The organism is Streptomyces sp. NPDC007264 (genome assembly GCF_042869095.1).
In the GTDB taxonomy this organism is placed as follows: Bacteria; Actinomycetota; Actinomycetes; order Streptomycetales; family Streptomycetaceae; genus Streptomyces.
This window is the reverse complement of the sequence record NZ_JBIAFD010000006.1, coordinates 244,687-266,570: the sequence shown is the minus strand read 5'-3', so window position 1 is coordinate 266,570 and position 21,884 is coordinate 244,687. Positions and strand designations below refer to the sequence as shown.

The following is a 21,884-nucleotide window of genomic DNA, read 5'->3' as shown; positions in this document are numbered from 1 at the left end:
CAGGTGTCGCGGACCGGCGCCGCCCCGTACCGTTGTCCGGTGAACGGGTGGTGCCGCGTAAGGTCTTGTGCCGGGAATGCGGCGATCCGCCCCTGCTGTGCCTCTTCGCGCATTGACCCTGTCCGGCTGCCCCCGTATGCTACAAGTTGCGCTGCGGGCCTGCGCACCTCAGACGTAGCAGGCTGCGCTCGCATCTGTTGTATGTCCCCTCGGTTGTCGAGGCGCCATCGGGCACGGTGTCCCAAAGTGGCGCTTCCTTGGCTGTCCGGCTTCTGCAGAGCGAAACGGGCTCCCGGCGTAAGCAGTGCCTACGACTTCAATGTCCGTACCGGAGCCCTTTCCCACATGACGAGCAGCACCGAGACCACCGCCACCACCCCGCAGGTAGCGGTCAACGACATCGGTAACGAGGAAGCCTTCCTCGCGGCGATCGACGAGACGATCAAGTACTTCAACGACGGCGACATCGTCGACGGCGTCATCGTGAAGGTCGACCGGGACGAGGTCCTGCTCGACATCGGTTACAAGACCGAAGGTGTCATCCCGAGCCGCGAGCTCTCGATCAAGCACGACGTCGACCCGAACGAGGTCGTTGCCGTCGGCGACGAGATCGAGGCCCTCGTCCTCCAGAAGGAGGACAAGGAAGGCCGCCTGATCCTCTCGAAGAAGCGCGCCCAGTACGAGCGTGCCTGGGGCACGATCGAGAAGATCAAGGAAGAGGACGGCATCGTCACCGGTACCGTCATCGAGGTCGTCAAGGGTGGTCTCATCCTCGACATCGGCCTCCGTGGCTTCCTTCCGGCCTCCCTCGTCGAGATGCGCCGCGTCCGCGACCTTCAGCCGTACGTCGGCAAGGAGCTCGAGGCCAAGATCATCGAGCTGGACAAGAACCGCAACAACGTGGTCCTGTCCCGCCGTGCCTGGCTGGAGCAGACCCAGTCCGAGGTCCGCCAGACGTTCCTCACGACCCTGCAGAAGGGTCAGGTCCGCTCCGGTGTGGTCTCCTCGATCGTCAACTTCGGTGCCTTCGTGGACCTGGGTGGCGTCGACGGTCTGGTCCACGTCTCCGAGCTGTCCTGGAAGCACATCGACCACCCCTCCGAGGTCGTCGAGGTCGGCCAGGAGGTCACCGTCGAGGTCCTCGACGTCGACATGGACCGCGAGCGCGTCTCCCTGTCGCTGAAGGCGACCCAGGAAGACCCGTGGCAGCAGTTCGCGCGCACCCACCAGATCGGTCAGGTCGTGCCGGGCAAGGTCACCAAGCTCGTGCCGTTCGGTGCGTTCGTCCGCGTGGACGAGGGCATCGAGGGTCTGGTCCACATCTCCGAGCTGGCCGAGCGCCACGTGGAGATCCCGGAGCAGGTCGTCCAGGTCAACGACGAGATCTTCGTCAAGGTCATCGACATCGACCTGGAGCGTCGCCGGATCTCGCTGTCCCTGAAGCAGGCCAACGAGTCCTTCGGTGCCGACCCGGCCTCGGTCGAGTTCGACCCGACCCTGTACGGCATGGCCGCGTCCTACGACGACCAGGGCAACTACATCTACCCCGAGGGCTTCGACCCGGAGACCAACGACTGGCTGCCGGGCTACGAGAAGCAGCGCGAGGAGTGGGAGCACCAGTACGCCGAGGCGCAGACCCGCTTCGAGCAGCACCAGCAGCAGGTCATCAAGTCCCGCGAGGCGGACGCCGCCGCGGCCGCCGAGGGTGGCGAGGCCGCCGCTCCGGCCGCGTCCGGCGGTTCGTACTCCTCCGAGGGTGGCGACAACTCCGGTGCGCTCGCCTCGGACGAGGCCCTGGCGGCCCTGCGCGAGAAGCTGGCCGGCGGCCAGAGCTGAGGTCCCCCGCCGGGAGCCTCATCGCGAGCTGAGGTCTCCCTCCGGGAGTCTCACCGCCGCTGTGTGAGCCGATGACTGCGGGCCCGCACCCTTCGGGGTGCGGGCCCGCAGTCGTGTCCCGGGCGGTGGTGCCGTGGTGCCGTGGTGCGCGCCGGAGGGGCGTCGAGGCGGCTGCCCGCACCCTGGTGTGCGGGGAGGGAAACACGGGCGACATGCGAACAACGGGCGGTGCGCAACAGGCAGTTGACAGGCTTCCCCGCGCTCGGCCTCGCCCCCGCCGACGAGGCGGCCCGGCGCGAACCGCCTTTCCGCGCACCGAAGCCGAGCGACTTCACGCTCACCGGCCGCGCCGCAGCGAAGGTCGTCGTCATCGGGGGCGGTATCCCCCTGGCGACGTGCCGACCGACGCCTGGCAGCACGGCGCGTTCGCCTCCGCCCGTAAGGCGGTGACCGCGCTCCACGCGCGCGTGCCGGCGTCGTAGGCATCGGTGCACCGCCCGCCGGGCCGAGCGTGGCATCGGTCCTGCGCGCGGGGCGCGGCGGGGAATGCCCGCGGTCCGGGGCCTGTTGAGCAGTACGGACACGAGGAGGAGCGGTCACAGTGCTTGATCCGCAGGGTTTGTACGCATGGGAGCCGAAGGGCCTGGCCGTCGTCGACATGGCGCTCGCCCAGGAGTCGGCCGGCCTTGTCATGCTCTACCACTTCGACGGATACATCGACGCAGGCGAGACCGGCGACCAGATCGTGGACCGGCTCCTCGACGCACTTCCCCAGCAGGTCGTGGCCCGCTTCGACCACGACCGGCTCGTGGACTACCGCGCCCGGCGCCCCCTGCTCACCTTCCGGCGCGACCGCTGGACCGGCTACGAGGAGCCCAGCCTCGACGTACGCGTGGTCCAGGACGCCACGGGGGCGCCCTTCCTGCTGCTGTCCGGCCCCGAGCCGGACGTGGAGTGGGAGCGCTTCGCCGTGGCCGTCCGGCAGATCGTGGAGCGGCTCGGCGTCCGCCTGGCCGTGAACTTCCACGGCATCCCGATGGGCGTGCCCCACACCCGCCCGGTGGGCCTCACCCCGCACGGCAACCGCAGCGACCTCGTTCCCGGGCACCGCAGCCCCTTCGAGGAGGCGCAGGTCCCCGGCAGCGCCGAGGCCCTGGTCGAGTACCGGCTCATGGAGGCCGGACACGACGTCCTGGGCGTCGCCGCGCACGTCCCGCACTACATCGCCCGCTCCGCGTACCCGGACGCCGCGCTGACGGTCCTGGAGGCCGTCACGGCCGCCACGGGACTGGTGCTGCCGGACGCCGCGCACGCGCTGCGCACGCAGGCGTACCGCACACAGACGGAGATCGACCGGCAGATCAGGGAGGGCGACGAGGAACTCGTGGCGCTCGTGCAGGGTCTGGAGCACCAGTACGACGCCGCCGCGGGCGCCGAGACGCGGGGCAACATGCTCGCCGAGCCCCTCGAGATCCCGTCCGCGGACGAGATCGGGCAGGAATTCGAGCGCTTCCTGGCGGAACGCGAGGGCGAGGGCTGACCGCCCGAGGACCGCTCGCCCGGGCCGGGCGAGCGGTCCGCCTGACGCACGGCCTGCCGCGGTGCCGGTGGCAGGCCGTAGGCTTCCCGTCATGCTGAAGGTGGGCCTGACCGGCGGTATCGGTGCCGGCAAGAGCGAGGTGTCACGGCTGCTCGTGGAGTGCGGAGCCGTGCTGATCGACGCGGACCGCATCGCGCGCGAGGTCGTCGCGCCCGGAACAGCCGGGCTCGCGGCGGTCGTCGAGGCCTTCGGGGAGGACGTCCTCGCGCCGGACGGCAGCCTCGACCGCCCCAGGCTGGGCTCCCTGGTCTTCTCCGACCCCGGGAAGCTCGCCACCCTGAACGCGATCGTGCACCCCCTGGTGGGCGCCCGCTCCCGTGAACTGGAATCCGCCGCGGCCGAGGACGCGGTGGTCGTCCACGACGTCCCCCTGCTCGCCGAGAACGGACTCGCCCCCCTCTACGACGTCGTGGTCGTCGTCGACGCGAGCCCCGCCACCCGGCTCGACCGGCTCGTCCGCCTGCGCGGTATGACCGAGGAGGACGCACGCGCGCGCATGGCCGCGCAGGCGGCACGCGAGAAGCGCCTGGCGATCGCGGACATCGTCATCGACAACGACGTGCCCTTGGAGCAGTTGGAGCGGCGCGTGAGGGACGTATGGGCGGATCTCGCGCGAAGAGCCCACCGGGCACAGGAATAGCGGTGGCGGCCGGGGGCGTTGAATCCCCGCAGCAAGGGAAGGACTCTGCCGTGGCCGAGACCAGCGATTCGACCGGACGTACGCCGGAGACGCATGTCATCGACTTCCGTGCCGCGGAGCAGCTGCTCGCCGCACGAGACCCGCGGGGTGCGGTGAAACTGCTCGACGGAGTGATAGCGGCCCACCCCGAGAACACGGCCGCGCGGCTGCTGCGCGCGCGTGCCTTCTTCGCCGCGGCGCAACTGCGTCCCGCGGAACTGGAGTTCAGCATCGTGCTGGAGCGCGAGCCGGACAACGCCTTCGCGCACTTCGCGCTGGGCCGCACCTACGAGCGCCAGGCGCGGCCGGAGCAGGCCAGACGGCACTTCCGGCTGGCCGCCGCGCTCGATCCGAATCCCCGGTACCTGAAGGCGGCGCGCTTCGACGCCCGGTAGGCCGTGCCCGGGCCACGGCTGGGTGCCGCACACGCACACGTGTCCCGACCAGGACTAGGGGCGGCGATCCGGCGGCGGGTACGGCGGGATGTCGGGGCCCGGCTGCCAGTGGGGGCCCTGACGGAGATGCCGCACGATCATGGTCATGTCCGTGGCGACGACCAGCCACAGCACGCCGCACGCCGCGGCCCAGCCGGGCCGTCCGACGAGCGAGAACACGACCGTTCCGAAGGCCGCCCAGAGCAGTCCCCACACGCTCAGCCACATCCGCGCCCGCAGGGCACTGCGCGCGGTCGTCGGTTCACTGCCGGTGCGCATCGCCATCACCGCTCCTACGGGCAAACGTACTCTTCGGGGTGCAGGTTCACCACGACACGGCGACGGGATCCGTGCACCGCACACAGGGCGGCGGCCGGACCCACGGGGGAGGCGAGGGTGCTGCTGGAGGCGCTGCGGGCGGACGCGAGGGTCGCCGCATGGCTGAGGGACCTCGAGAGCGAGGGGGAGGCGCCCGCGGAGGCCGTCCTGCCCGACGCGGACGAGCTCCCCGACGTCCTGCTCGACCTGTCCGTGCCCCACGAGGACATCAACGAGCTCGTCGCGCTGCGCGCCCGGTTGGGGCGGGACACCGAGGCGATGACGCTGCTGGCGCGGTGCCTCACCCGCTTCGTGCGGGACATGGGGGAGATCGGACGGAGCTGGGAGCCGCCGCCGTTCCCCGAGTCGGCGGGGGAGCTCGGGCGGCTCTTCCACGTGTACCTCTTCGTCGCGGCGCTGCCGCACGTGCGCGCCTACCACCGGGAGCGCGGAGTGTCCGACGCGGTGTCCCGGCGCACGCTCGCCGATCTCGGACGGCACGTCGCGGTGCACCGCCGGCGGTGCGGCACCCCTGGGCTGCTGTTCCCCTGGTGGATCGCGCTGCCGTTCCACGGGGAGCTGTTCCAGCTGGGGCGGCTGCAGTTCCAGCGCGCTCGGCTGGGGCGGCGCACCGGGCGGGCGGTCGCCGCCGCGGGCCACGGGTCGGGACCCGGTGACGCCTGTCTGAGCCTGCACATTCCCGACTTCCGGGGCCCGCTGTCGCCGTCCGCCTGCGAGCGGTCCCTGGCGCTGGCCCGGGAGTTCTTCGCCCGGCACTATCCCGGTGAGCGCCACGAGATCGCCGTCTGCCACTCCTGGCTGCTGGATCCGCAGCTGAGGCGGTACCTGCCGGCCGACTCCAACATCATCCGCTTCCAGGACCGCTTCGAACTCGCCCATGTGGAGACCACCCCCGACGACGGGGCACCGGTCGGGTTCGTCTTCGGCGACCCGGATCTGGCGGTGGCGGAGCTGCCCCGGCGGAGCGGTGTCGAGCGGGCCGTGGTGGACCATCTGCGCGCGGGCGGGCACTGGTACGGAGGACACGGCTGGTTCGCGCTGTGACCGTTCCCCCGCGTGACCGTTCCTCCGCGTGACCGTTCCCCGCGTGCCCTCCTCCCTGCGGTTTTCACCCCATCGGGTGAGTACGGAGGGGGAACGGAGCGCTGCGGGCGGCCCGTTGGACGGACATGAGCCCGAACATGCGAGAAGGACACGAGGGGACGGGGCCCGGCCCCATCACGCCCGACGGCTGCGCGGTCGAGCTGTACACGCGGCTACCGGTCGGGGACGAGCCGGACATCGTCGCCGCGGCCGTGCCCGCCGGCGCGCGCATTCTGGAGCTGGGCAGCGGGGTCGGGCGGATGACCCGCCCACTGCTGGAGCGCGGCTTCACGGTCACGGCGGTGGACGAGTCGCCGGAGATGCTGGAGCACGTGCGCGGGGCACGCACGATATGCAGCCCGATCGAGGTCCTCGACCTCGGTGAGACGTTCGACGTGGTGATGCTCGCGTCGTTCCTCGTGCACGCGGGGGACATCGAGGTGCGGCGGGGCCTGCTGCGGGCGTGCGCCCGGCACGTGGCGGACGGCGGGTGCGTGCTGATCCAGCGCGAGGGGGAGGACTACCACACGAACGTACCGCGCGAGCGGGTCGACCCGAGCGGCCTCACGATACGGATCCTGTCCGGGGAACCGGTGGGGGACGGGGTCGACTCGGTGCACGTCGAGTACGAGTTCCCGGACGCGACCTGGACGCAGACGTTCCTGTCCCGAGCGCTGAGCAGGGAAGAGTTCGAGGAGGCGCTCGCGGAGGCCGGGCTCGTGGTGGACCGGTATCTCACGGAGGACCGGATCTGGGTGAGGGCGGTGCCGCGAACGTGATCGCGCCGGCGGGGCAGGGACCCCGGGGCGGGCGAACCCGTGGAAAGAAAACGGCGCGCAGGCGATGAGTCGAGGCGTGCCGGCGGGTCTGCCTCTGTGACAGCACCGAGCACCTGCTTCCCCCAGGAGAGCCCCATGTCCGAGACCACCCCGCGCATCACCCCCGCCACGCCGTCGGTGCCCCACGGCCACAGCCGCGGCCGGCGAGCCGAGATCTGGCTGCGCGCCCTGCAGATCGTCCTCGCACTCTTCTACGGCGTCGCCAGCGCACTGCCCAAACTGATCGCGAACCCGTCCGCCGCCGAGTCCTTCGACAAGATCGGCTGGGGGAGCGCGGGGATGTACACCATCGGCGCGCTCGAACTGGCCGGCGCCGTCGCGCTGGTGATCCCGCTGCTGGCGTCGGTCGCGGCGGTGGCGCTGTCCGCGCTGATGGTGGGCGCGTTCGTCGTCCAGCTCACCGTCTTCGACGGTCAGTACGCGGCGACCCCGCTGATCCTCATCGTTCCGCTGGCCGTGATCGCGTGGGCCCGACGGCACCGCACCGCCGACCTGGTGCGCCTGCTGCGCCGCCGGGCATAGCCGGGCACCGGGGCCCGGCGCTCCGGCGCCCGGTCTCCCGCCCCGGCCTGGTTGCGGCCGCCCGCGGTCAGAACCCGCCGGGACCGTTCCGGCCGTCCGACCGGCCCCGCCCTCCCGGCCGCCCCTGCCTTCCCGGCCGTCCCTGCCCGCCCGAACGGCCCTGGCCCGTCGGCCCCGAGGGAGCGCCGTGGCCGCCACCGAGGCCACCGGACGGGCTGCCCGGGGCCGCTCCCAGACCGCGGAGACGCTCCATCTCACGGCGGTCCCGCTTGGTGGGGCGGCCCAGGCCGCGATCGCGGATGCCCGCCGGGGCCACGGCCTCGCGGGGCGGCGGGGGCGGGCTGTTGTCGATGTAGCACTGAACGGCCACGGGAGCCCCCACCCGCTTGCGGATCAGCCGCTTGACCACGACGACCCGCTCCCGGCCCTCGTGCCGCAGCCGCACCTCGTCCCCGACCCGCACGGAGTACGCGGGCTTCACACGCTCGCCGTTCACCCGCACATGCCCGCCCCGGCACGCGGTGGCGCCGATCGAGCGCGTCTTCACCAGCCGCACGGCCCAGATCCAGCTGTCGATGCGCACGCTCTCGCCGTTCGACGGCCCGGCCGCCGCCGCGGCTGCCGCAGCGGCGGCGATCTTCGCGTCCTCCGCCCCGGGCTCGGCGGTCTCGGTGTCCTCGGACGCGGGCCCGCCGCTCCGCGGGATGCCGGCCTGCGGGCCGACCGTGCCACGTGCGCCGGTCTCCCGTTCCTCGCCGCCCGCGCCCGTCCCGCGTCCCTCGCCGCCCGCGCCGGCCTCCCGGCGATCCGTCTCCCCGCCCCGGTGCGCTCCGGCCCCCCGGCCCGTCGCGGTCGCCCGGGTCCCGCCGGCCCCGGCCGTCTTGTCCTCGTTCGCAGCTTCAGCAGCCATGCCTCCGACCTTAGGGCCTGTTCCGAGTTCCCCGCCTGCGCCCCGAACAGGCCCCTCGCCCTCGGAGCCGGCCGGCCCGGACCCCTGGGCGCGCGACCCCACCGAGGACTGCGACGCGGGACGTACCGTGGAGCCATGGACGGCAGCAGCCTCGCCGCGCTGGACGAGCGGATCACCGGATGCCGGGCCTGCCCGCGCCTGGTCGCATGGCGCGAGGAGGTGGCCCGTACCAAGCGCGCCGCGTTCGCCGACTGGACCTACTGGGGGCGGCCGGTGCCGGGCTTCGGGCCGCCCGACGCCAGGCTGCTCGTCGTCGGTCTGGCGCCCGCGGCCCACGGCGGCAACCGAACCGGGCGGATGTTCACCGGGGACCGGTCCGGTGATGTGCTGTACGCGGCCCTGCACGCCGTGGGACTGGCATCGCAGCCCGACTCGGTGGCACGGGACGACGGCCTCGAACTGTGCGGCGTGCGCGTCACCTCGCCCGTGCACTGCGCCCCGCCCGCCAACAAGCCGACGCCCCTGGAGCGGGACACCTGCAGGCCGTGGCTCGTGCAGGAGCTTCGGCTGCTGTGGCCGTCCCTGCGGTCGGTGGTCGCGCTGGGCGCGTTCGGCTGGCAGTCCGTGCTGACCGCGCTCGCCGAGGCGGGCCGGACGGTGCCCCGGCCGCGGCCCGCGTTCGGGCACGGGGCCCGGGCGACACTGGACGGGCTGGAGCTGTTCGGCTGCTTCCATGTCAGCCAGCGCAACACCTTCACGGGGCGGCTCACCCCCGCGATGCTCCGGGACGTGCTGCGCACGGCGGCCGAGGCGGCGGCGCTGCCGGTCGAGCCGTAGCGCAGAACCCCGGCGACGCGCAGGCGCCCGCGGGCTACGGTGGGAGCGTTCGCACACACCATGACGCCGGCGGGATCGTGCACACCGTCACCGGGGGCGGATGGAAGGACGGTGGATCACGATGAACGACGAGGCGTTCCTGGACGGGGTGGCCGACCGCCTCGCCGCCCTCCCCGGGGTGGGGGCCGTCGCTCTGGGCGGCTCCCGGGCCGAGGGCACCCACCGCCCGGACAGCGACTGGGACCTCGCCGTCTACTACCGGGGGCCGGCCTTCGACCCCGCCGACCTCCGGGCCGTCGGCTGGCCCGGCGAGGTCTCCGAGATCGGCGGCTGGGGCGGCGGCGTGTTCAACGGCGGTGCCTGGCTGACCGTCCAGGGCCGAAGGGTGGACGTCCACTACCGCGATCTCGACGTCGTGGAACGTCTGCTCGCGGAGGCCGAGGAGGGCCGCTTCCACGTGGAGCCGCTGCTCTTCCATCTCGCCGGCATCCCCAGCTACCTGCTCGTCGCCGAGCTGGCGGTCAACCGCACGCTGCGGGGCGTGCTCCCGCGCCCGGAGGCGTACCCGCAAAAGCTGCGCGCCTCGGCGGCCGAACGCTGGTGGGGAACGGCCCGCGCCACGCTCGACTACGCCAGGGCCAACCACGCCCCGAAGTCCCGCCTCACCGAGGTCGCCGGCGCCCTCGCCACCGCGGCCGTGCAGACCGGACACGCGGTGCTGGCGGCACGCGGGGAATGGGTGACGAACGAGAAGAGACTGCTGGAGCGGGCCGGGCTGCGGGAGACCGATGCGATCGTGGCGGGGCTGAGCGCCGACCCGGACACGCTCGCCCGGGCCCTGGTGTCGGGAGAGGAGCTCTTCGGGAACGTCCTCGCCTGCGCGCGGGAGACCGGCGGCCGGTGATCCGTCGAAAGGATCCGTCCGTCGGCGCCGGCGGGCATCGTACGGTGAGGTGCATGACGCCGACCCCCGCCGACCCGCCACCTGCTCCCCCCGACCCGCCGCCCGCTCCCGCCGACCTCGTCATCAGCGGCTGCACCGTCCTCGTGCACGACGACCACGAAGCGATCGGCTTCGCGGAGAACGCCGCGATCGTCGTGCGGGACGGGGCCGTGGAATCGGTGACGCCTGCCGCGGACGTCCGGGACCGTCCCGCGGCCGAACGCATCGACGCACACGGTCAGGTGGCGCTGCCCGGACTGATCAACTGCCACACCCACTCCCCGATGGTCGCCCTGCGCGGGATCGCCGAGGACCTGCCCGTGGGGGAGTGGTTCAACGACCACATCTGGCCCATGGAGGCCAACCTCACCGCCGGGGACGTGGCACTGGGGGCCCGGCTCGCCTGCGCGGAGATGATCCTCGGGGGCGTCACCTGCTTCGCCGACCACTACTTCGCCATGGACGCCGTCGCCGCCGTGGTGGCCGACAGCGGACTGCGCGCCCACCTGGGCCAGGCGTACTTCTCGTCGCAGGGGCCGCAAGGGCGCGAGAGATCACTGGAGTTCGCGCTGCGCCATCGGGGCGCCGCCGGCGGCCGCATCACCACCGCGCTCGCCCCGCACGCCCCGTACACCGTGCACGACGCGGACCTGGCCGCCACCGCCGCGCTCGCCCGCGAGCACGGCCTGCCGGTGCACATCCACGCCGCCGAGAACCGCGAACAGACCGACACCAGCCTGGCCCGGCACGGCCGTACACCGATCGAGGTCCTGGAGGCCGCCGGACTCCTCGACACGGACGTGCTCCTCGCGCACGGCACCGGCATCGTCGAGCGGGACCTGCCCGTGCTGGAACGGGCGGCCGGGCACGTGGCCGTGGCGACCGCGCCCCGTGGCTACCTCAAGTTCGCCTGGCCGACCACGACCCCGGTACGGGCCCTGCGCGAGCTCGGTGTCCCGGTGGGACTCGCCACGGACGGCGCCGCCTCCAACAACTCGCTGGACGTCTGGGAGTCCATGGCGCTGACCTCGCTGGCACAGAAGTCCGCCGAGGGCGACCCCCGTTGGCTGACGTCACGTCAGGCGCTGCACCATGCCACGCTGCAGAGCGCCCGAGCCGTCGGGCTCGGCGGGCGCATCGGCAGCATCGCGCCGGGACACCGCGCGGACATCGTGCTGGTCGACCTCACCGGACCGCACACCCAGCCCGTCCACGACCTCGCCGCCACCCTCGTGCACAGCGCCCGCGCGGCGGACGTCCGCACCACCGTCGTCGACGGACGCGTCCTCATGCGCGACCGCGAGCTGCTGACCATCGACGTCCCGGCCACCGTGCGGGAGCTGGGGCAGCGGCTGCCCGCGCTCGTCGACCGCGGCCACGGCACGCGGATCCAGGAGTACGACACCTGAGCGCCCCGGCGCCGGCCGGGAGCCATCTTGCCGACAGGGGTGTCTGGAAAACGGTCTATGATGCTGACACCACCGTCGGCAAGATGTCGGCGGCTGCGAGTCATGAGGTGGTGGTTACCCGTGGTGTACACGGTGATGAACCGGATCGACGTCCCGGCCGAAGGGGCGGCGGCGTTCGAGGAGCGTTTCACCCGGAGCATGGACCAGACGCTGCACGGCGTGGTGGGCCTCGTCGGCGCACGGCTGCTGCGCCCGCGCACGGCCGGTACCCCGTATGTCGCGGTCATGGAGTTCACGTCGGAGGACGCCTTCGTGGCCTGGAGGGAGTCGGAGTCCTTCCGTGCGGCGCACGGCGGGGCATCCGGCGGAGCCGGCCAGGGCGCGTCCGGCGTGGTCGAGGCGTTCGACACCGTCGCTGCCGTCGGCGCCTGAGCCGAAGACGGAGTGATTCGATGTTCCTCGCTCTGCGCGACCTGCGGTTCGCCCGCGGTCGTTTCGCCCTCGTCGGTGCCGTCGTCGCGTTGATCGCCGTGCTGGGGGTGATCCTCTCGGGTCTGGCCAGCGGCCTGGCCGACGCCGGAGTCTCCGGGCTGCGCACGCTCCCGGTGACACACATGGCGTTCGACAAGTCCGCCACCGGTGAACTGTTCTCCCGTTCCACCGTCACCGCACGCACATGGCGGACATGGGCGACCCAGCGCGGCGTCACCCGGGCCGAGCCCTTCGGCAACCAGCTCGTCCACGCCCGGACGGCCGGCGACCCGGACGGCGCCAAGCAACTGGACCTCGCGGTCTTCGGTGTGGAGCCGGACGGATTCCTGGCGCCCTCCCCGCTGACCGGCAAGCCGCTGACCGCCCGCGCCGACGGCATCCTCATCAGCCAGGAGACCGCCAAGGAAGGCGTCAAGATCGGCGACCGGCTGATAGCCGGGCAGGCGGGCACCCCCCTGACCGTCGTCGGCACCGTCGGCCACGCCTCCTTCGGACACGTCGGCGTCGTCTACGCGCCCCTGCCCCTGTGGCAGCGGCTCCACTACGGGCTCTCCGGCCCCCTTCCGGAAGCGGCCACCCGGCAGGCGACCACGGTGGCGCTGCAACTGGCCCCCGGTGCGGACATCCAGGCGATCGACCGCCGGCTCGGCACCCACACCGTGGACAAGGCCGGCACCTACAACGCCTCTCCTGGGTATGCCGCCGAGTCCAGCACCATGACCCTGATCCGCGGCTTCCTCTACGCCATCTCCGCCCTGGTCGTGGGCTCGTTCTTCACGGTCTGGACCATCCAGCGGGGCCAGGAGATCGCCCTGCTGAAGGCGATCGGGGGCAGCACCGGGTACATCCTGCGCGACGCACTGACCCAGGCCGCCGTCGTCCTCGTCGTCGCGACCGCCGCCGGCACCGCGGTGGGCGTGGCCCTGGGCAGCGCCATGAGCGGCTCCGCGCCGTTCTCCCTGCGCGCCCCGCAGGTCGCCGCCGCGGCCGCCCTGCTCATCGTCCTCGGCCTCGCCGGCGCCGCCGTCGCCGTACGCCGCATCACCCGCGTCGAAGCCCTGACCGCGCTCGGAGCACACCGATGAACACGCCCGCAACCGACACCGTCAGCACCGAACCGGACCCCGGCGGGACCGCTGCGCTGCAACTGGCCGACGTCACCGTCATCCTGGGCAGCGGCGATCAGCAGGTCACCGCCCTCGACGAGGTCACCCTGGAGGTGCAGCCCGGCGAGTTCGTGGCCGTGGTCGGTCCCTCGGGCTCCGGCAAGTCGACCCTGCTGGCCGTCACCGGCGGACTCCAGGTCCCCACCCGGGGCCGGGTCCACGTCGCCGGAGCCGATCTGACCACGCTCAAGGAGAAGCAGCGCACCGCCCACCGGCGCCGCCACATCGGGTACGTCTTCCAGCACGCCAATCTCCTCGCCTCGCTCACCGCCCGAGAGCAACTGCTGCTCCCGGCGCACCTCGGCGGGCGCCTCGACGCGGCGGCCCGCGCGCGGGCGGACGAACTCCTGGCCGCGGTGGGGATGGCCGAACGCGCCGGTCACCGTCCGCACCAGCTCTCCGGAGGCGAGCGCCAGCGCGTCGGGCTGGCCCGCGCCCTGATGCCGGCACCGGCCGTCCTGCTCGTCGACGAGCCGACCTCCGCGCTCGACCGGGCCCGCGCCAGGGGCGTCGTCGACCTGCTCGCCGAGCAGACCCGAGCCCACCGCACCGCGACGGTCATGGTCACCCACGACACCGAGATAATGGACGCGGCCGACCGGGTCCTGACCCTCCGTGACGGCCGTCTGAGCTGAACCGTTTCCCCGTAAGGAGTGCCGCACGATGCCCAAGATCAGCGCCGCCACCGTCGCCGAGCACCGCGCCCGGCAACGTGCCGCGCTGGTCCGGGCCGCCGTCGACATCCTCGTCGAGCAGGGCGCCGCCGGTGTCACACCGGCGGCGGTCGGCGCCCGCGCCGGTCTCGCCCGCTCCAGTTTCTACCAGTACTTCCCGTCCGGCGCGGCGCTCATCGCCGCCATCGTCGAGGACTCCTTCACCGAGGCCGATGCCGCCGTCGGCAAGGCCCTCGACGGGATCGAGGACCCGCTCGCGCGCATCGACGCCTACATCACCGCCGAACTGCGCCTCGCCGCCACAGGATTGCACCGGCCGGCCACCGCTCTGATGCAGGCCGATCTGCCCCCCGAGTGCCGCAACCGCGTCCACGAACTCCACCGGGAGCACGCCGCCCCCCTCCTGACCGCGATCGCCGAGAGGAACCCGGCGGATCCCGAACTGACCGCGCGGCTGATCGGCGGCCTCCTCCAGGCCGCCATGGGCGCCGTCGAGCAGGGCGCCCGGCCCGCCGACGTCATCGACCGCACCCTCGATCTGATCCACCACGGCATCGGGTCCGAGGCCGCCAGTCCGGCCGGCGGCTGACGGCACGCCCGCTGCCGAGCGGTCGCCCGGGAGGGCCTGAGAGCCTTCGCCCGACCGGGGCCGGCCCGGGGCGCACAGCCGGTGTCGAATACGTCTCAGTACCGTCACGTCACGAGCCGTTCACCCGGGGGGAGGCGTTTAACTCTACGAGCCGATCAGGAACCGGTCGGCGGACCGGGAGCGACGGCGCAAGGAGGCACAGGGTGAACGGGCGAACGGTGCTGGCGCGCTTTCCCGCCGGCGGGCCGCGCGGCTCCTGGCCGGCGGAGGAGTTCGCGCAGGCGCGCCGCTTGGAGGGGCAGCCCGCCGAGGTCGTCATGGACCTCGCGACCGACGCGTTCTTGGTGATCGTCCGGGGAGCCGACGCCACCGAGTGAGCCGTCCGCCGGGCTCCGCCGTTCTCCGTGGTCCTCTGCTCGGGTGCCGGACTCGACGAGGCGCTCCCGGGCCAGGACGCGCACCGGTTGGGGGTGGCGTGCCGACGCCGGCCGGTGCGTGACGAGGATCACCGCCGGCCCGAGTCCGCCAGTGCCCCGATCTGGGGAAGCGCGGGGCGCACGCGCGGTCGCGCGCGTCGGACGGACGGCCCCGCCGTCATGCGCTGAGCGGGCGCGACCACGTCGGCGTCGTGCCGGTGAGGCGGCACAGCGCCAGGTAGAGGGGGATCGGCGGGGTGTAGGGGACGGTGTCGTCCGGCCGGTGGATGAGCCCGGGGGCGCCCGGCATGTGCGGGACGAGCGCTCCCGTGGCGTACCGCGCGGGCGCCGGCCACTCCAGTGCGACGTCGGAGTCCGACGGCACGATCCACCACCAGTCGGCCGGGTCGGCGTACACGCAGCCCACCCGTGGCAGCCGGGGCAGCAGCAGGGGACCGTAGCGGGCGGGCACGGCCACCGCGTCGCAGCCGAGCGGCACCGTCATGTCCTCGGGCAGGGACAGGCGCCTGGGCACCGCCGCGGACCTCCGCTGCGCCCGCCGGAGGCGGGCCAGCGAGTCCAGGGTCAGGACCCGCACGGTTCCGGGGCCTGCGGCCTGCGTACCCCTCACACCCATGCGGTCCCCGTTCCGCGGGGCGTCTCCACCCCGGAACCACGGTTGCCCGCCGGAGGCTTCCTGGCACTCCAGCCCAGGTCCGAGCGGGCCCCTCCGCCCGCCGGCGGTTTCTTCGCGCTCCAGCCGAGGTCGGACCGCGCTGCGGTGTCCTCGGTCGCCCGGGTCCTGTCGCCGGAACACGACAGGTCCCGGGACGGCTGCGCGGCGCAAGGCCGTTCGCCGGACGCCGGCTGCTCGGCCTCCCGGGCCAGCTCGGCCCAGACCACGAGCCCGGGGCCGGCCTCCTGCGCCCCCCACGCCCGGCACAGGGACGAGACGAGGAGCAGTCCCCTTCCGTGCTCCTCCTCGGGGCGCTGCGAGGCAGGGCGCGGCTCGCCCGGAGCGCAGCCCTCGTCGCGCACGGCTATGCGCACCAGGCCGTCCTCGTCGTGCAGTTCGCAGACCACATACTCCCCGGCGGTGTGCACGATCGCATTGGTGACCAGTTCGGACACCACCAAGGCGGCCGTGTCGCACGTGTCCTCGCACACCTCCCAGCCGGACAGCCGGGCACGCGTCAGCCGGCGGGCCCGTGCGACGGAGCGCGGGTGCGCGGCCAGTTCGAAGCGGAACCGGCGCTCGGCGGCCGCGCCGGGGCGCGACCCTGGGCCACGGGCCGGCGCGAGCCGGTCCTCGGCGGCGTCTGTTCCTAATGGCGCGGACGGAATCACGCTTGCCACTATCTCCCTGGCGTGAACACTTGGCAAGGGCCACTCTGAAAAATGCAGAGTGTGGTGTGACTCCGTGGAAGACCGTGGCACACTGCTCGCAACAATGCGCCCGACGACGGCAGTTGAGGTCTCAAGTAGGGGCCGTGAAGCCCCGCGTTCGCGCAAAGCCCTCGCGGGACCGCAGCGAACCGGGGTGCGGAGGCGGTGAGAAGAGGGCTGGGAACGGCGCCCCCAGGGTGCCGGGAACACGTGAGGACCGGAGGGGGTGTGAGGTGAGCGAGCCGCGATCGGCGCCGACGGTGGGTCAGGTGGTCCTCGGGCGGCGCCTGTCGGACCTGCGCGAGCGTGCGGGCCTCAAGAGGGAGGAGGCCGCGGCCATCCTCCGCGTCGCACCCGCCACCGTTCGCCGTATGGAGACCGCGGAGGTCGGTCTCAAGATCCCGTACCTCCAGTTGCTGCTCAAGGCGTACGGGGTGGGCGACGAGGAGGCCGAGGCCTTCGTCCAGTTGGCGGAGGAGGCCAACCGGCCGGGCTGGTGGCAGCGGTTCCACGACATCCTGCCGGGCTGGTTCTCGATGTACGTCAGCCTGGAGGGTGCGGCCGCACTCATCCGCCAGTACGAACCCCACTTCGTGCCCGGCATCATGCAGACCGAGGAGTATGCCCGAGGCGTCCTGAGATCAGGCGCCGTCGGGCAGACAAGACCCGAGGACATCGAGGGCCACGTGGCGTTGCGCATGCAGCGCCAGGAGCTCCTCACGCGTGACGACGCACCCCATATCTGGGTCGTGATGGACGAGACCGCGCTGCGCCGTCCCGTCATCGGCCCGGACGTCATGCGCGCTCAGGTCGACAGGCTGCTGGAGATCACGAAGCTGCCCCATGTGACGCTGCAGGTGCTCGAGTTCTCCTCGGGCCCGCACCCCGGCACGTACGGGCCCTTCGTGCTGTTCCGATTTGCCATGTCAGAACTGCCGGACATGGTCTACAGCGAGTACCTGACCGGTGCCGTCTACCTGGACGCGCGTTCCGAGGTGGCGACCCACCTCGAGGTCATGGACCGCATGGCGGCTCAGGCCGCCACGGCACAACGCACGAAGGAGATCCTCCAGGATCTCCGCAAGGAGCTGTGAATGGAACGCATCACGCCGCGCAAGCGCGTCTACAACGGCATGCCCGCCCGCGAACTGGGCAGCGACGGCTGGCACAAGCCGTGGAGCGGAGGCAACGGCGGCAACTGCCTGGAGGCGATGAAGCTCGCCGACGGCCGGATAGCCGTCCGCCAGTCCACCGACCCGGACGGGCCCGCGCTGATCTACACCTCCGACGAGATGACCGCGTTCATCGAGGGGGCCAAGGCCGGGGAGGCGGACTTCCTTCTCTCCTGACGCGCTGCCCTGCACGGCCCGCGCGAACTGATATTCCCACCGCTAACTTGGCATTCACTTGAGCACTGATTCCCCTGCACCCGCACGGAGTTCCTCATGACCGGGCAGGACCCCGCCCGGGACACCGCGGCCATCGACACCAGCCGACCCGACCCCGCCCGCATGGACGACCGGTACCCCGGCGGGGAGGGCAACTGCCCCACAACGGCGTACGGCACTTCCCGCACCGACGGTCACCGGCGGCCCGCCGAGCCCGCTACACCGCCATCGGCCGGTCGTACGGACCGATCGGCGCCGGCAGGCGCGACGCACCGCCCGTCAGCCGCCGGTCCACCGCCGCCGCGACGGCCCGCCCCTCGGCGATCGCCCAGACGATCAGCGACTGCCCGCGCGCGGCGTCCCCCGCGGCGTACACCTCGGGCACGTTGGTCGCGAAGTCCGGGTCCCGCGCGATCCTGCCGCGCTCGTCGAGCGCGAGCCCGAGCTGTTCGATGAGCCCGTCCTCCCGGTCGGGCCCGGCGAAGCCCAGCGCGAGCAGCACGACATCGGCGCGGAGCGTGCGTCCGCTGCCCGGCAGCGGACGCCGCCGCTCGTCCACCGCGACCAGGTGCAGTGCCCGCACATGCCCGTCGGCATCTCCCGTGAAGCGGAGCGTGGACGCGGCGAAGAGCCGCGCGTCCGCGTCCGCCGCGTCCGCCGACCGCAGATCTCGGGCCTCCTCGTGCGCCGCGGACAACCGGTAGATCTTCGGATACGTCGGCCACGGCTCGGTGTCCTCGTTCCGCTGCGGCTCCGGCTGCGGATAGATGTCGAGCTGGGTCACGGACGCAGCGCCCTCGCGCACCGCCGTACCCAGGCAGTCCGCGCCCGTGTCACCGCCGCCCACGATCACGACACGCTTGCCCGCCGCCGACAGCGGCGAGACCTCGAGGTCCCCCTCGCACACCCGGTCGGCCAGCGGCAGATACTCCATCGCTTGATGGATCCCGGCCAACTCCCGTCCGGGCACCTCCAGTTCCCGCCAGGCGGTGGCGCCGGTCGCGATCACCACGGCGTCGTACCGCGCCCGCAACTCGGCCGCCCCGATCTCCTTCCCCACGGCCGTCGACGTACGGAACTTCGTCCCCTCGGCACGCATCTGCTCCAGCCGCCGGTCGAGATGCCGCTTCTCCATCTTGAAGGCCGGTATCCCGTACCGCAGCAGCCCCCCGGCGCGGTCCGCCCGCTCGTACACCGCCACCGTGTGCCCGGCCCGCGTGAGCTGCTGGGCACAAGCGAGGCCGGCGGGTCCCGAACCGACCACCGCGACCGTCCGTCCCGACAACCGCTCCGGTGGGCACGGCGGCGCGAACCCCTCCTCCCAGGCGCGGTCCGCGATGGCCACCTCCACATTCTTGATGGTGACCGCGGGCTGGTTGATGGCGAGCACACACCCCGCCTCGCACGGCGCCGGACACAACCGCCCGGTGAACTCGGGGAAGTTGTTCGTGGCGTGCAGCCGGTCGCTCGCCGCCCGCCAGTCCTCGCGCGAGACCAGGTCGTTCCACTCGGGGATGAGATTCCCGAGCGGGCAGGCTTCGTGGCAGAAGGGAATCCCGCAGTCCATGCAGCGATTCGCCTGCCTGCTGATGAGGGGCAGCAGCGCACCCGGGACGTACACCTCGTTCCAGTCCCGCACCCGCTCCTCGACGGGCCTGCGGGGCCATTCCTCCCGGGGCGTGGTCAGGAAACCCTTGGGATCGGCCATGGCCGTCCCCCTTGCGTACGCATACGGGACCGTCTCGTGCCACGATACGACGCCTTCGCACCGGTTGCGCCCTCGTCACCCGGGCAGGGCTCGGGCCTCGGGCCTAACCGAGAGCGAGAGCGTAGGACACCGCCGCTCCGGCCGACGCGACCGTGCGGACGTGGTTCCACAGGGTCCACTCGCTCAGATAGGTGCGCCAGTACACTGCCGCCTCCGGGGACCCGGGATCCATTCTCAGGAGCGCCTCGTTGCGGGGCACGTTCGCGACCGCCGTCACGCCGAACCCGCCGATCAGATACAGGGCGCTGCCCGTCAGCAGCTCCACCGTGCCGTCGTCGGGCCACAGCACGAACGTCACCACGGCCAGGACGGCGCAGACCACGGCCGACCCCACGAACACGATCATGAACGCCGGTGACACGGCGGCCCTGTTGATCGCGTTCATCGCGGCCACACCCTGGGCCGGCGGCAGCGAACCGAGCCCCTTCATCACGAACGTCGAGAACCCGCAGAACACCCCCGCCGCCAGCCCGGTGCCGAGCACCCCCAGCACGGTCAGCGCGAAGTACGGCCCATCGATCACGTCGACTCCCGCATCGATCCCCCGGAACCCGGAGATACTGCCCGCTCCGGCCTGTCACCACAAGTGAAGCCCGGTATCGGATCGGTGACCATGCGCGGCCGGCGCGGCTGCATGCGCGAGCGTCCACCAGGCCCGAACCGCGCCGACCGCGGCGACCGCGGCGACCGCGGCGACCGCGGCGACCGCGGCGACCGCGGCGACCGCGGCGACCGCGGCGACCGCGAGGGATCGGGTGATCGCGACGGGCCCGGGGGCCGCGGTGGGCGGAAGGCGTGCGGTGGGTCGGGTGCGGCGGCCGCCGGGCCGGGGTCCCGCCCCCGGCGGCGCGGCATCATGGGCACTGTGCGACTCCAAGCGATCACCTGGGAACGGCTCGGGGACCTCCTCGCCGACCGCCTGCTCGACGTGAAGCCGGTCGACGGCAGCCCCTGGCCGCGCATCGCGTTCGACGGTGCCCCGGCCGCCCGGCCCGGCGACCTCGCCCACCGTGTGTCCGACGCGTTGCGGATGCGCGGCCGGCCCTCGCTCGTCGTGGGTACGGAGGGCTTCCTGCGACCCGCGTCCCTCCGCCTGGAGCACGGACACCGGGACCCCGATTCCTACTACGACGGCTGGCTCGACACCGGGGCCCTGTGGCGCGAGGTCTTCGGCCCTCTCGAGCCCGGTGGCGACGGCCGTGTCCTGCCCGACCTGTGGGACCCGGCCACCGACCGTGCCACCCGCAGCCCGTACGTCCGACTCCCGGCCGGCGCAGTCCTGTTGCTCCATGGTTCCCTCCTTCTTCGGCACTGGTTCCCCTTCGACCTGACCGTCCACGTACTCCTCTCGCCCGGCGCGCTCCGCCGCCGCACCCCCGAGCCCGAGCGCTGGACCCTCCCCGCCTTCGAGCGCTACGAGGCGGAGACGGACCCGGGCGCCGCCGCCGACGTGGTCGTCCGCGCGGACGACCCGCGCCACCCGGCATGGACCGGCTGATTGCGGATCCGGTTCCCCCATATCGCTTTACATGCGCATGCATACAACTACGATGATCCCATGAAGCCCTCCTCCAGTCCTTCCGGCCCCGGAGAGCCCCCCGCCTCCCCGGTGTCCTTCGACGACTCGGTCCGTGCCCTCCTCGACGCCAAGAACTTCGCCGGAGTCGCCACCCTGGGTCCGGACGGCGCCCCGCAGAACTCCGTGGTCTGGATCAAGCGCGAGGGCGACGCCGTCCTCTTCTCCTCGACCGACCGCCGTCAGAAGGTGCGCAACCTGCGCCACGACCCCCGCGTCAGCCTCTCCGTCTTCGACCTGGCCAACCCCTACACCTCGGTCGAGATCCGCGGCGTCGCCGAGATCCTGCCCGACCCGGACAAACGCCTCCCGCACGAGCTCTCGCACAAGTACCTGGGCATCGACCCTCCTGCGGAGAAGGACGAGGAGGTCCGGGTGATCGTCCGTGTCGTCCCGCGGAAGATCGTGCGTTTCTCGGCCTGAGCGCGGACGCGGTCGCGATCACGGCGTTCCGGGTGCGTTTCCCCGGGGACCCGGCGAGAATTGAGGACGCCGGGACATGCGGTGCGTCCCGTGCCGCGCCGGCCGTCCGGCATCGGGAGGTACTTCATGACCACCGCCGGAGACATCATGCATCGTGGTGCCCAGTGGATCCCCGCCCACGAGACCCTGGACCGCGCTGCACAGCTGATGCGCGAACTCAACGTCGGAGCGCTGCCCATCAGCGACGAGAACGAACGGCTCTGCGGCATCCTCACCGACCGCGACATCGTCGTCGGCTGCGTGGCCATGGGGCACGACCCCGCACGCGTGACAGCGGGCCAGATGGCGAAGGGAACGCCGCGCTGGATCAACGCCGACGCCGACATCAGCGACGTACTCCACGAGATGGAGGAGCACCAGATCCGTCGGCTTCCCGTCATCGAGAACAAGCGTCTCGTCGGCATGATCAGCGAGTCGGACCTCGCCCAGCACCTGACGGACGACCAACTCGCCACATGGGTCGAGACCGTCTACGCGCGGAGCCCGTCACACTGACCGGCCCGTTCGCCGCCGCT

26 protein-coding genes and 1 pseudogene are annotated in these 21,884 nt (G+C 72.5%); 21 read left to right on the top strand and 6 right to left on the bottom strand.

Annotation, left to right across the window (positions count from 1 at the left end):
• Nucleotides 1–345 precede the first annotated feature (345 nt).
• From rpsA to ACFYMU_RS12635, 5 genes and pseudogenes are all read left to right on the top strand, one after another.
• Nucleotides 346–1,836 carry a 30S ribosomal protein S1 gene (gene rpsA / locus ACFYMU_RS12655; RefSeq protein WP_388371955.1) on the top strand — a complete coding sequence of 497 codons (1,491 nt, stop codon included), beginning with the start codon at nt 346–348 and terminating at the stop codon, nt 1,834–1,836.
• A gap of 212 nt (nt 1,837–2,048) precedes the next feature.
• Nucleotides 2,049–2,220, top strand: a pseudogene (locus ACFYMU_RS12650) (amino acid oxidase); the annotation flags it as partial.
• A gap of 217 nt (nt 2,221–2,437) precedes the next feature.
• Nucleotides 2,438–3,376, top strand: coding sequence for a PAC2 family protein (locus ACFYMU_RS12645; protein WP_388371953.1), 939 nt, complete (start codon nt 2,438–2,440; stop codon nt 3,374–3,376).
• A 91-nt stretch (nt 3,377–3,467) separates the two neighbouring features.
• Nucleotides 3,468–4,076 carry a dephospho-CoA kinase gene (gene coaE, locus ACFYMU_RS12640; protein WP_388371951.1) on the top strand — a complete coding sequence of 203 codons (609 nt, stop codon included), beginning with the start codon at nt 3,468–3,470 and terminating at the stop codon, nt 4,074–4,076.
• Nucleotides 4,077–4,126: 50 nt separating this feature from the next.
• Nucleotides 4,127–4,510: a tetratricopeptide repeat protein gene (locus ACFYMU_RS12635; protein WP_388371949.1), complete on the top strand. Its 384-nt coding sequence runs from the start codon at nt 4,127–4,129 to the stop codon at nt 4,508–4,510.
• A gap of 54 nt (nt 4,511–4,564) precedes the next feature.
• On the opposite strand, the gene ACFYMU_RS12630 is transcribed toward ACFYMU_RS12635, so the two are convergent.
• Nucleotides 4,565–4,834 carry a DUF6343 family protein gene (locus ACFYMU_RS12630; RefSeq protein ID WP_388371947.1) on the bottom strand — a complete coding sequence of 90 codons (270 nt, stop codon included), beginning with the start codon at nt 4,832–4,834 and terminating at the stop codon, nt 4,565–4,567.
• A gap of 111 nt (nt 4,835–4,945) precedes the next feature.
• Here ACFYMU_RS12630 and ACFYMU_RS12625 point away from each other — a divergent pair, with 111 nt between their 5' ends.
• The 3 genes from ACFYMU_RS12625 (at nt 4,946) to ACFYMU_RS12615 (ending at nt 7,332) form a co-directional block, all read left to right on the top strand.
• Entirely contained in the window at nt 4,946–5,932 is a 987-nt protein-coding gene (locus tag ACFYMU_RS12625; protein ID WP_388371945.1) for an acyltransferase domain-containing protein, read from the top strand.
• Between the two features lie 137 nt (nt 5,933–6,069).
• Nucleotides 6,070–6,750, top strand: coding sequence for a class I SAM-dependent methyltransferase (locus ACFYMU_RS12620; RefSeq protein ID WP_388371943.1), 681 nt, complete (start codon nt 6,070–6,072; stop codon nt 6,748–6,750).
• 135 nt (nt 6,751–6,885) lie between these two features.
• Complete coding sequence (locus ACFYMU_RS12615; RefSeq protein WP_388371941.1) at nt 6,886–7,332, top strand: DoxX family protein; 447 nt, start codon at nt 6,886–6,888, stop codon at nt 7,330–7,332.
• 67 nt (nt 7,333–7,399) lie between these two features.
• Here ACFYMU_RS12615 and ACFYMU_RS12610 read toward each other — a convergent pair whose 3' ends face one another.
• Entirely contained in the window at nt 7,400–8,038 is a 639-nt protein-coding gene (locus tag ACFYMU_RS12610) for an RNA-binding S4 domain-containing protein (protein WP_388372233.1), read from the bottom strand.
• 339 nt (nt 8,039–8,377) lie between these two features.
• Here ACFYMU_RS12610 and ACFYMU_RS12605 point away from each other — a divergent pair, with 339 nt between their 5' ends.
• The 8 genes from ACFYMU_RS12605 (at nt 8,378) to ACFYMU_RS12570 (ending at nt 14,729) form a co-directional block, all read left to right on the top strand.
• Nucleotides 8,378–9,079, top strand: a complete 702-nt coding sequence (locus ACFYMU_RS12605; RefSeq protein WP_388371939.1) for a uracil-DNA glycosylase — start codon at nt 8,378–8,380, stop codon at nt 9,077–9,079.
• 121 nt (nt 9,080–9,200) lie between these two features.
• A complete protein-coding gene (locus ACFYMU_RS12600) occupies nt 9,201–9,983 on the top strand; it encodes a nucleotidyltransferase domain-containing protein (protein WP_388371937.1) in 783 nt (260 codons plus the stop codon).
• Nucleotides 9,984–10,036: 53 nt separating this feature from the next.
• Nucleotides 10,037–11,431 carry an amidohydrolase gene (locus tag ACFYMU_RS12595; RefSeq protein ID WP_388371936.1) on the top strand — a complete coding sequence of 465 codons (1,395 nt, stop codon included), beginning with the start codon at nt 10,037–10,039 and terminating at the stop codon, nt 11,429–11,431.
• Between the two features lie 120 nt (nt 11,432–11,551).
• Nucleotides 11,552–11,863 (top strand): antibiotic biosynthesis monooxygenase family protein, encoded by a 312-nt coding sequence (locus ACFYMU_RS12590; protein ID WP_388371934.1) that lies wholly within the window; start codon nt 11,552–11,554, stop codon nt 11,861–11,863.
• 20 nt (nt 11,864–11,883) lie between these two features.
• Nucleotides 11,884–13,008 (top strand): ABC transporter permease, encoded by a 1,125-nt coding sequence (locus ACFYMU_RS12585; RefSeq protein ID WP_388371932.1) that lies wholly within the window; start codon nt 11,884–11,886, stop codon nt 13,006–13,008.
• Complete coding sequence (locus ACFYMU_RS12580; protein WP_388371930.1) at nt 13,005–13,724, top strand: ABC transporter ATP-binding protein; 720 nt, start codon at nt 13,005–13,007, stop codon at nt 13,722–13,724. Before ACFYMU_RS12585 ends, ACFYMU_RS12580 begins: the two co-directional genes overlap by 4 nt.
• Before the next feature lie 28 nt (nt 13,725–13,752).
• Nucleotides 13,753–14,352: a TetR/AcrR family transcriptional regulator gene (locus tag ACFYMU_RS12575; RefSeq protein ID WP_388371929.1), complete on the top strand. Its 600-nt coding sequence runs from the start codon at nt 13,753–13,755 to the stop codon at nt 14,350–14,352.
• 203 nt (nt 14,353–14,555) lie between these two features.
• Complete coding sequence (locus ACFYMU_RS12570) at nt 14,556–14,729, top strand: hypothetical protein (RefSeq protein ID WP_388371927.1); 174 nt, start codon at nt 14,556–14,558, stop codon at nt 14,727–14,729.
• Between the two features lie 217 nt (nt 14,730–14,946).
• Here ACFYMU_RS12570 and ACFYMU_RS12565 read toward each other — a convergent pair whose 3' ends face one another.
• Together ACFYMU_RS12565 and ACFYMU_RS12560 are read right to left on the bottom strand one after the other, a co-directional pair.
• On the bottom strand, nt 14,947–15,405 hold the full coding sequence (locus ACFYMU_RS12565; protein WP_388371925.1) for a hypothetical protein: 459 nt from the start codon (nt 15,403–15,405) through the stop codon (nt 14,947–14,949).
• Entirely contained in the window at nt 15,396–16,124 is a 729-nt protein-coding gene (locus ACFYMU_RS12560; protein ID WP_388371923.1) for an ATP-binding protein, read from the bottom strand. Before ACFYMU_RS12560 ends, ACFYMU_RS12565 begins: the two co-directional genes overlap by 10 nt.
• 263 nt (nt 16,125–16,387) lie before the next feature.
• Here ACFYMU_RS12560 and ACFYMU_RS12555 point away from each other — a divergent pair, with 263 nt between their 5' ends.
• The gene (locus ACFYMU_RS12555) at nt 16,388–17,248 is read left to right on the top strand and encodes a helix-turn-helix domain-containing protein (RefSeq protein ID WP_388371922.1); all 861 of its coding nucleotides are present in this window, start codon (nt 16,388–16,390) and stop codon (nt 17,246–17,248) included.
• On the top strand, nt 17,249–17,503 hold the full coding sequence (locus ACFYMU_RS12550) for a DUF397 domain-containing protein (RefSeq protein ID WP_388371920.1): 255 nt from the start codon (nt 17,249–17,251) through the stop codon (nt 17,501–17,503).
• Between the two features lie 256 nt (nt 17,504–17,759).
• On the opposite strand, the gene ACFYMU_RS12545 is transcribed toward ACFYMU_RS12550, so the two are convergent.
• Nucleotides 17,760–19,250: a glutamate synthase subunit beta gene (locus ACFYMU_RS12545; protein ID WP_388371918.1), complete on the bottom strand. Its 1,491-nt coding sequence runs from the start codon at nt 19,248–19,250 to the stop codon at nt 17,760–17,762.
• Nucleotides 19,251–19,353: 103 nt separating this feature from the next.
• A complete protein-coding gene (locus tag ACFYMU_RS12540) occupies nt 19,354–19,833 on the bottom strand; it encodes a DUF1772 domain-containing protein (RefSeq protein WP_388371917.1) in 480 nt (159 codons plus the stop codon).
• Nucleotides 19,834–20,166: 333 nt separating this feature from the next.
• On the opposite strand from ACFYMU_RS12540, the gene ACFYMU_RS12535 reads away from it, so the two are divergent.
• The 3 genes from ACFYMU_RS12535 to ACFYMU_RS12525 all read left to right on the top strand — a co-directional run bounded on the left by ACFYMU_RS12535 (nt 20,167) and on the right by ACFYMU_RS12525 (nt 21,864).
• Complete coding sequence (locus tag ACFYMU_RS12535; RefSeq protein WP_388371916.1) at nt 20,167–20,808, top strand: uridine kinase; 642 nt, start codon at nt 20,167–20,169, stop codon at nt 20,806–20,808.
• Nucleotides 20,809–20,868: 60 nt separating this feature from the next.
• A complete protein-coding gene (locus tag ACFYMU_RS12530) occupies nt 20,869–21,309 on the top strand; it encodes a PPOX class F420-dependent oxidoreductase (RefSeq protein ID WP_388371914.1) in 441 nt (146 codons plus the stop codon).
• Nucleotides 21,310–21,435: 126 nt separating this feature from the next.
• Nucleotides 21,436–21,864 (top strand): CBS domain-containing protein, encoded by a 429-nt coding sequence (locus ACFYMU_RS12525; RefSeq protein ID WP_388371912.1) that lies wholly within the window; start codon nt 21,436–21,438, stop codon nt 21,862–21,864.
• The last annotated feature ends 20 nt before the right edge of the window (nt 21,865–21,884 follow it).

Bases quoted from the DNA above. Each gene is read 5' to 3' on its own strand.
- coaE (WP_388371951.1), top strand. From the start codon at position 3,468: ATGCTGAAGGTGGGCCTGACCGGCGGTATCGGTGCCGGCAAGAGCGAG.
- rpsA (WP_388371955.1), top strand. From the start codon at position 346: ATGACGAGCAGCACCGAGACCACCGCCACCACCCCGCAGGTAGCGGTC.
- ACFYMU_RS12565 (WP_388371925.1), bottom strand. From the start codon at position 15,405: ATGGGTGTGAGGGGTACGCAGGCCGCAGGCCCCGGAACCGTGCGGGTC.
- ACFYMU_RS12545 (WP_388371918.1), bottom strand. From the start codon at position 19,250: ATGGCCGATCCCAAGGGTTTCCTGACCACGCCCCGGGAGGAATGGCCC.
- ACFYMU_RS12605 (WP_388371939.1), top strand. From the start codon at position 8,378: ATGGACGGCAGCAGCCTCGCCGCGCTGGACGAGCGGATCACCGGATGC.
- ACFYMU_RS12525 (WP_388371912.1), top strand. From the start codon at position 21,436: ATGACCACCGCCGGAGACATCATGCATCGTGGTGCCCAGTGGATCCCC.
- ACFYMU_RS12550 (WP_388371920.1), top strand. From the start codon at position 17,249: ATGGAACGCATCACGCCGCGCAAGCGCGTCTACAACGGCATGCCCGCC.
- ACFYMU_RS12595 (WP_388371936.1), top strand. From the start codon at position 10,037: ATGACGCCGACCCCCGCCGACCCGCCACCTGCTCCCCCCGACCCGCCG.
- ACFYMU_RS12630 (WP_388371947.1), bottom strand. From the start codon at position 4,834: ATGGCGATGCGCACCGGCAGTGAACCGACGACCGCGCGCAGTGCCCTG.
- ACFYMU_RS12585 (WP_388371932.1), top strand. From the start codon at position 11,884: ATGTTCCTCGCTCTGCGCGACCTGCGGTTCGCCCGCGGTCGTTTCGCC.
- ACFYMU_RS12530 (WP_388371914.1), top strand. From the start codon at position 20,869: ATGAAGCCCTCCTCCAGTCCTTCCGGCCCCGGAGAGCCCCCCGCCTCC.
- ACFYMU_RS12600 (WP_388371937.1), top strand. From the start codon at position 9,201: ATGAACGACGAGGCGTTCCTGGACGGGGTGGCCGACCGCCTCGCCGCC.
- ACFYMU_RS12615 (WP_388371941.1), top strand. From the start codon at position 6,886: ATGTCCGAGACCACCCCGCGCATCACCCCCGCCACGCCGTCGGTGCCC.
- ACFYMU_RS12580 (WP_388371930.1), top strand. From the start codon at position 13,005: ATGAACACGCCCGCAACCGACACCGTCAGCACCGAACCGGACCCCGGC.
- ACFYMU_RS12575 (WP_388371929.1), top strand. From the start codon at position 13,753: ATGCCCAAGATCAGCGCCGCCACCGTCGCCGAGCACCGCGCCCGGCAA.
- ACFYMU_RS12620 (WP_388371943.1), top strand. From the start codon at position 6,070: ATGCGAGAAGGACACGAGGGGACGGGGCCCGGCCCCATCACGCCCGAC.
- ACFYMU_RS12535 (WP_388371916.1), top strand. From the start codon at position 20,167: ATGGGCACTGTGCGACTCCAAGCGATCACCTGGGAACGGCTCGGGGAC.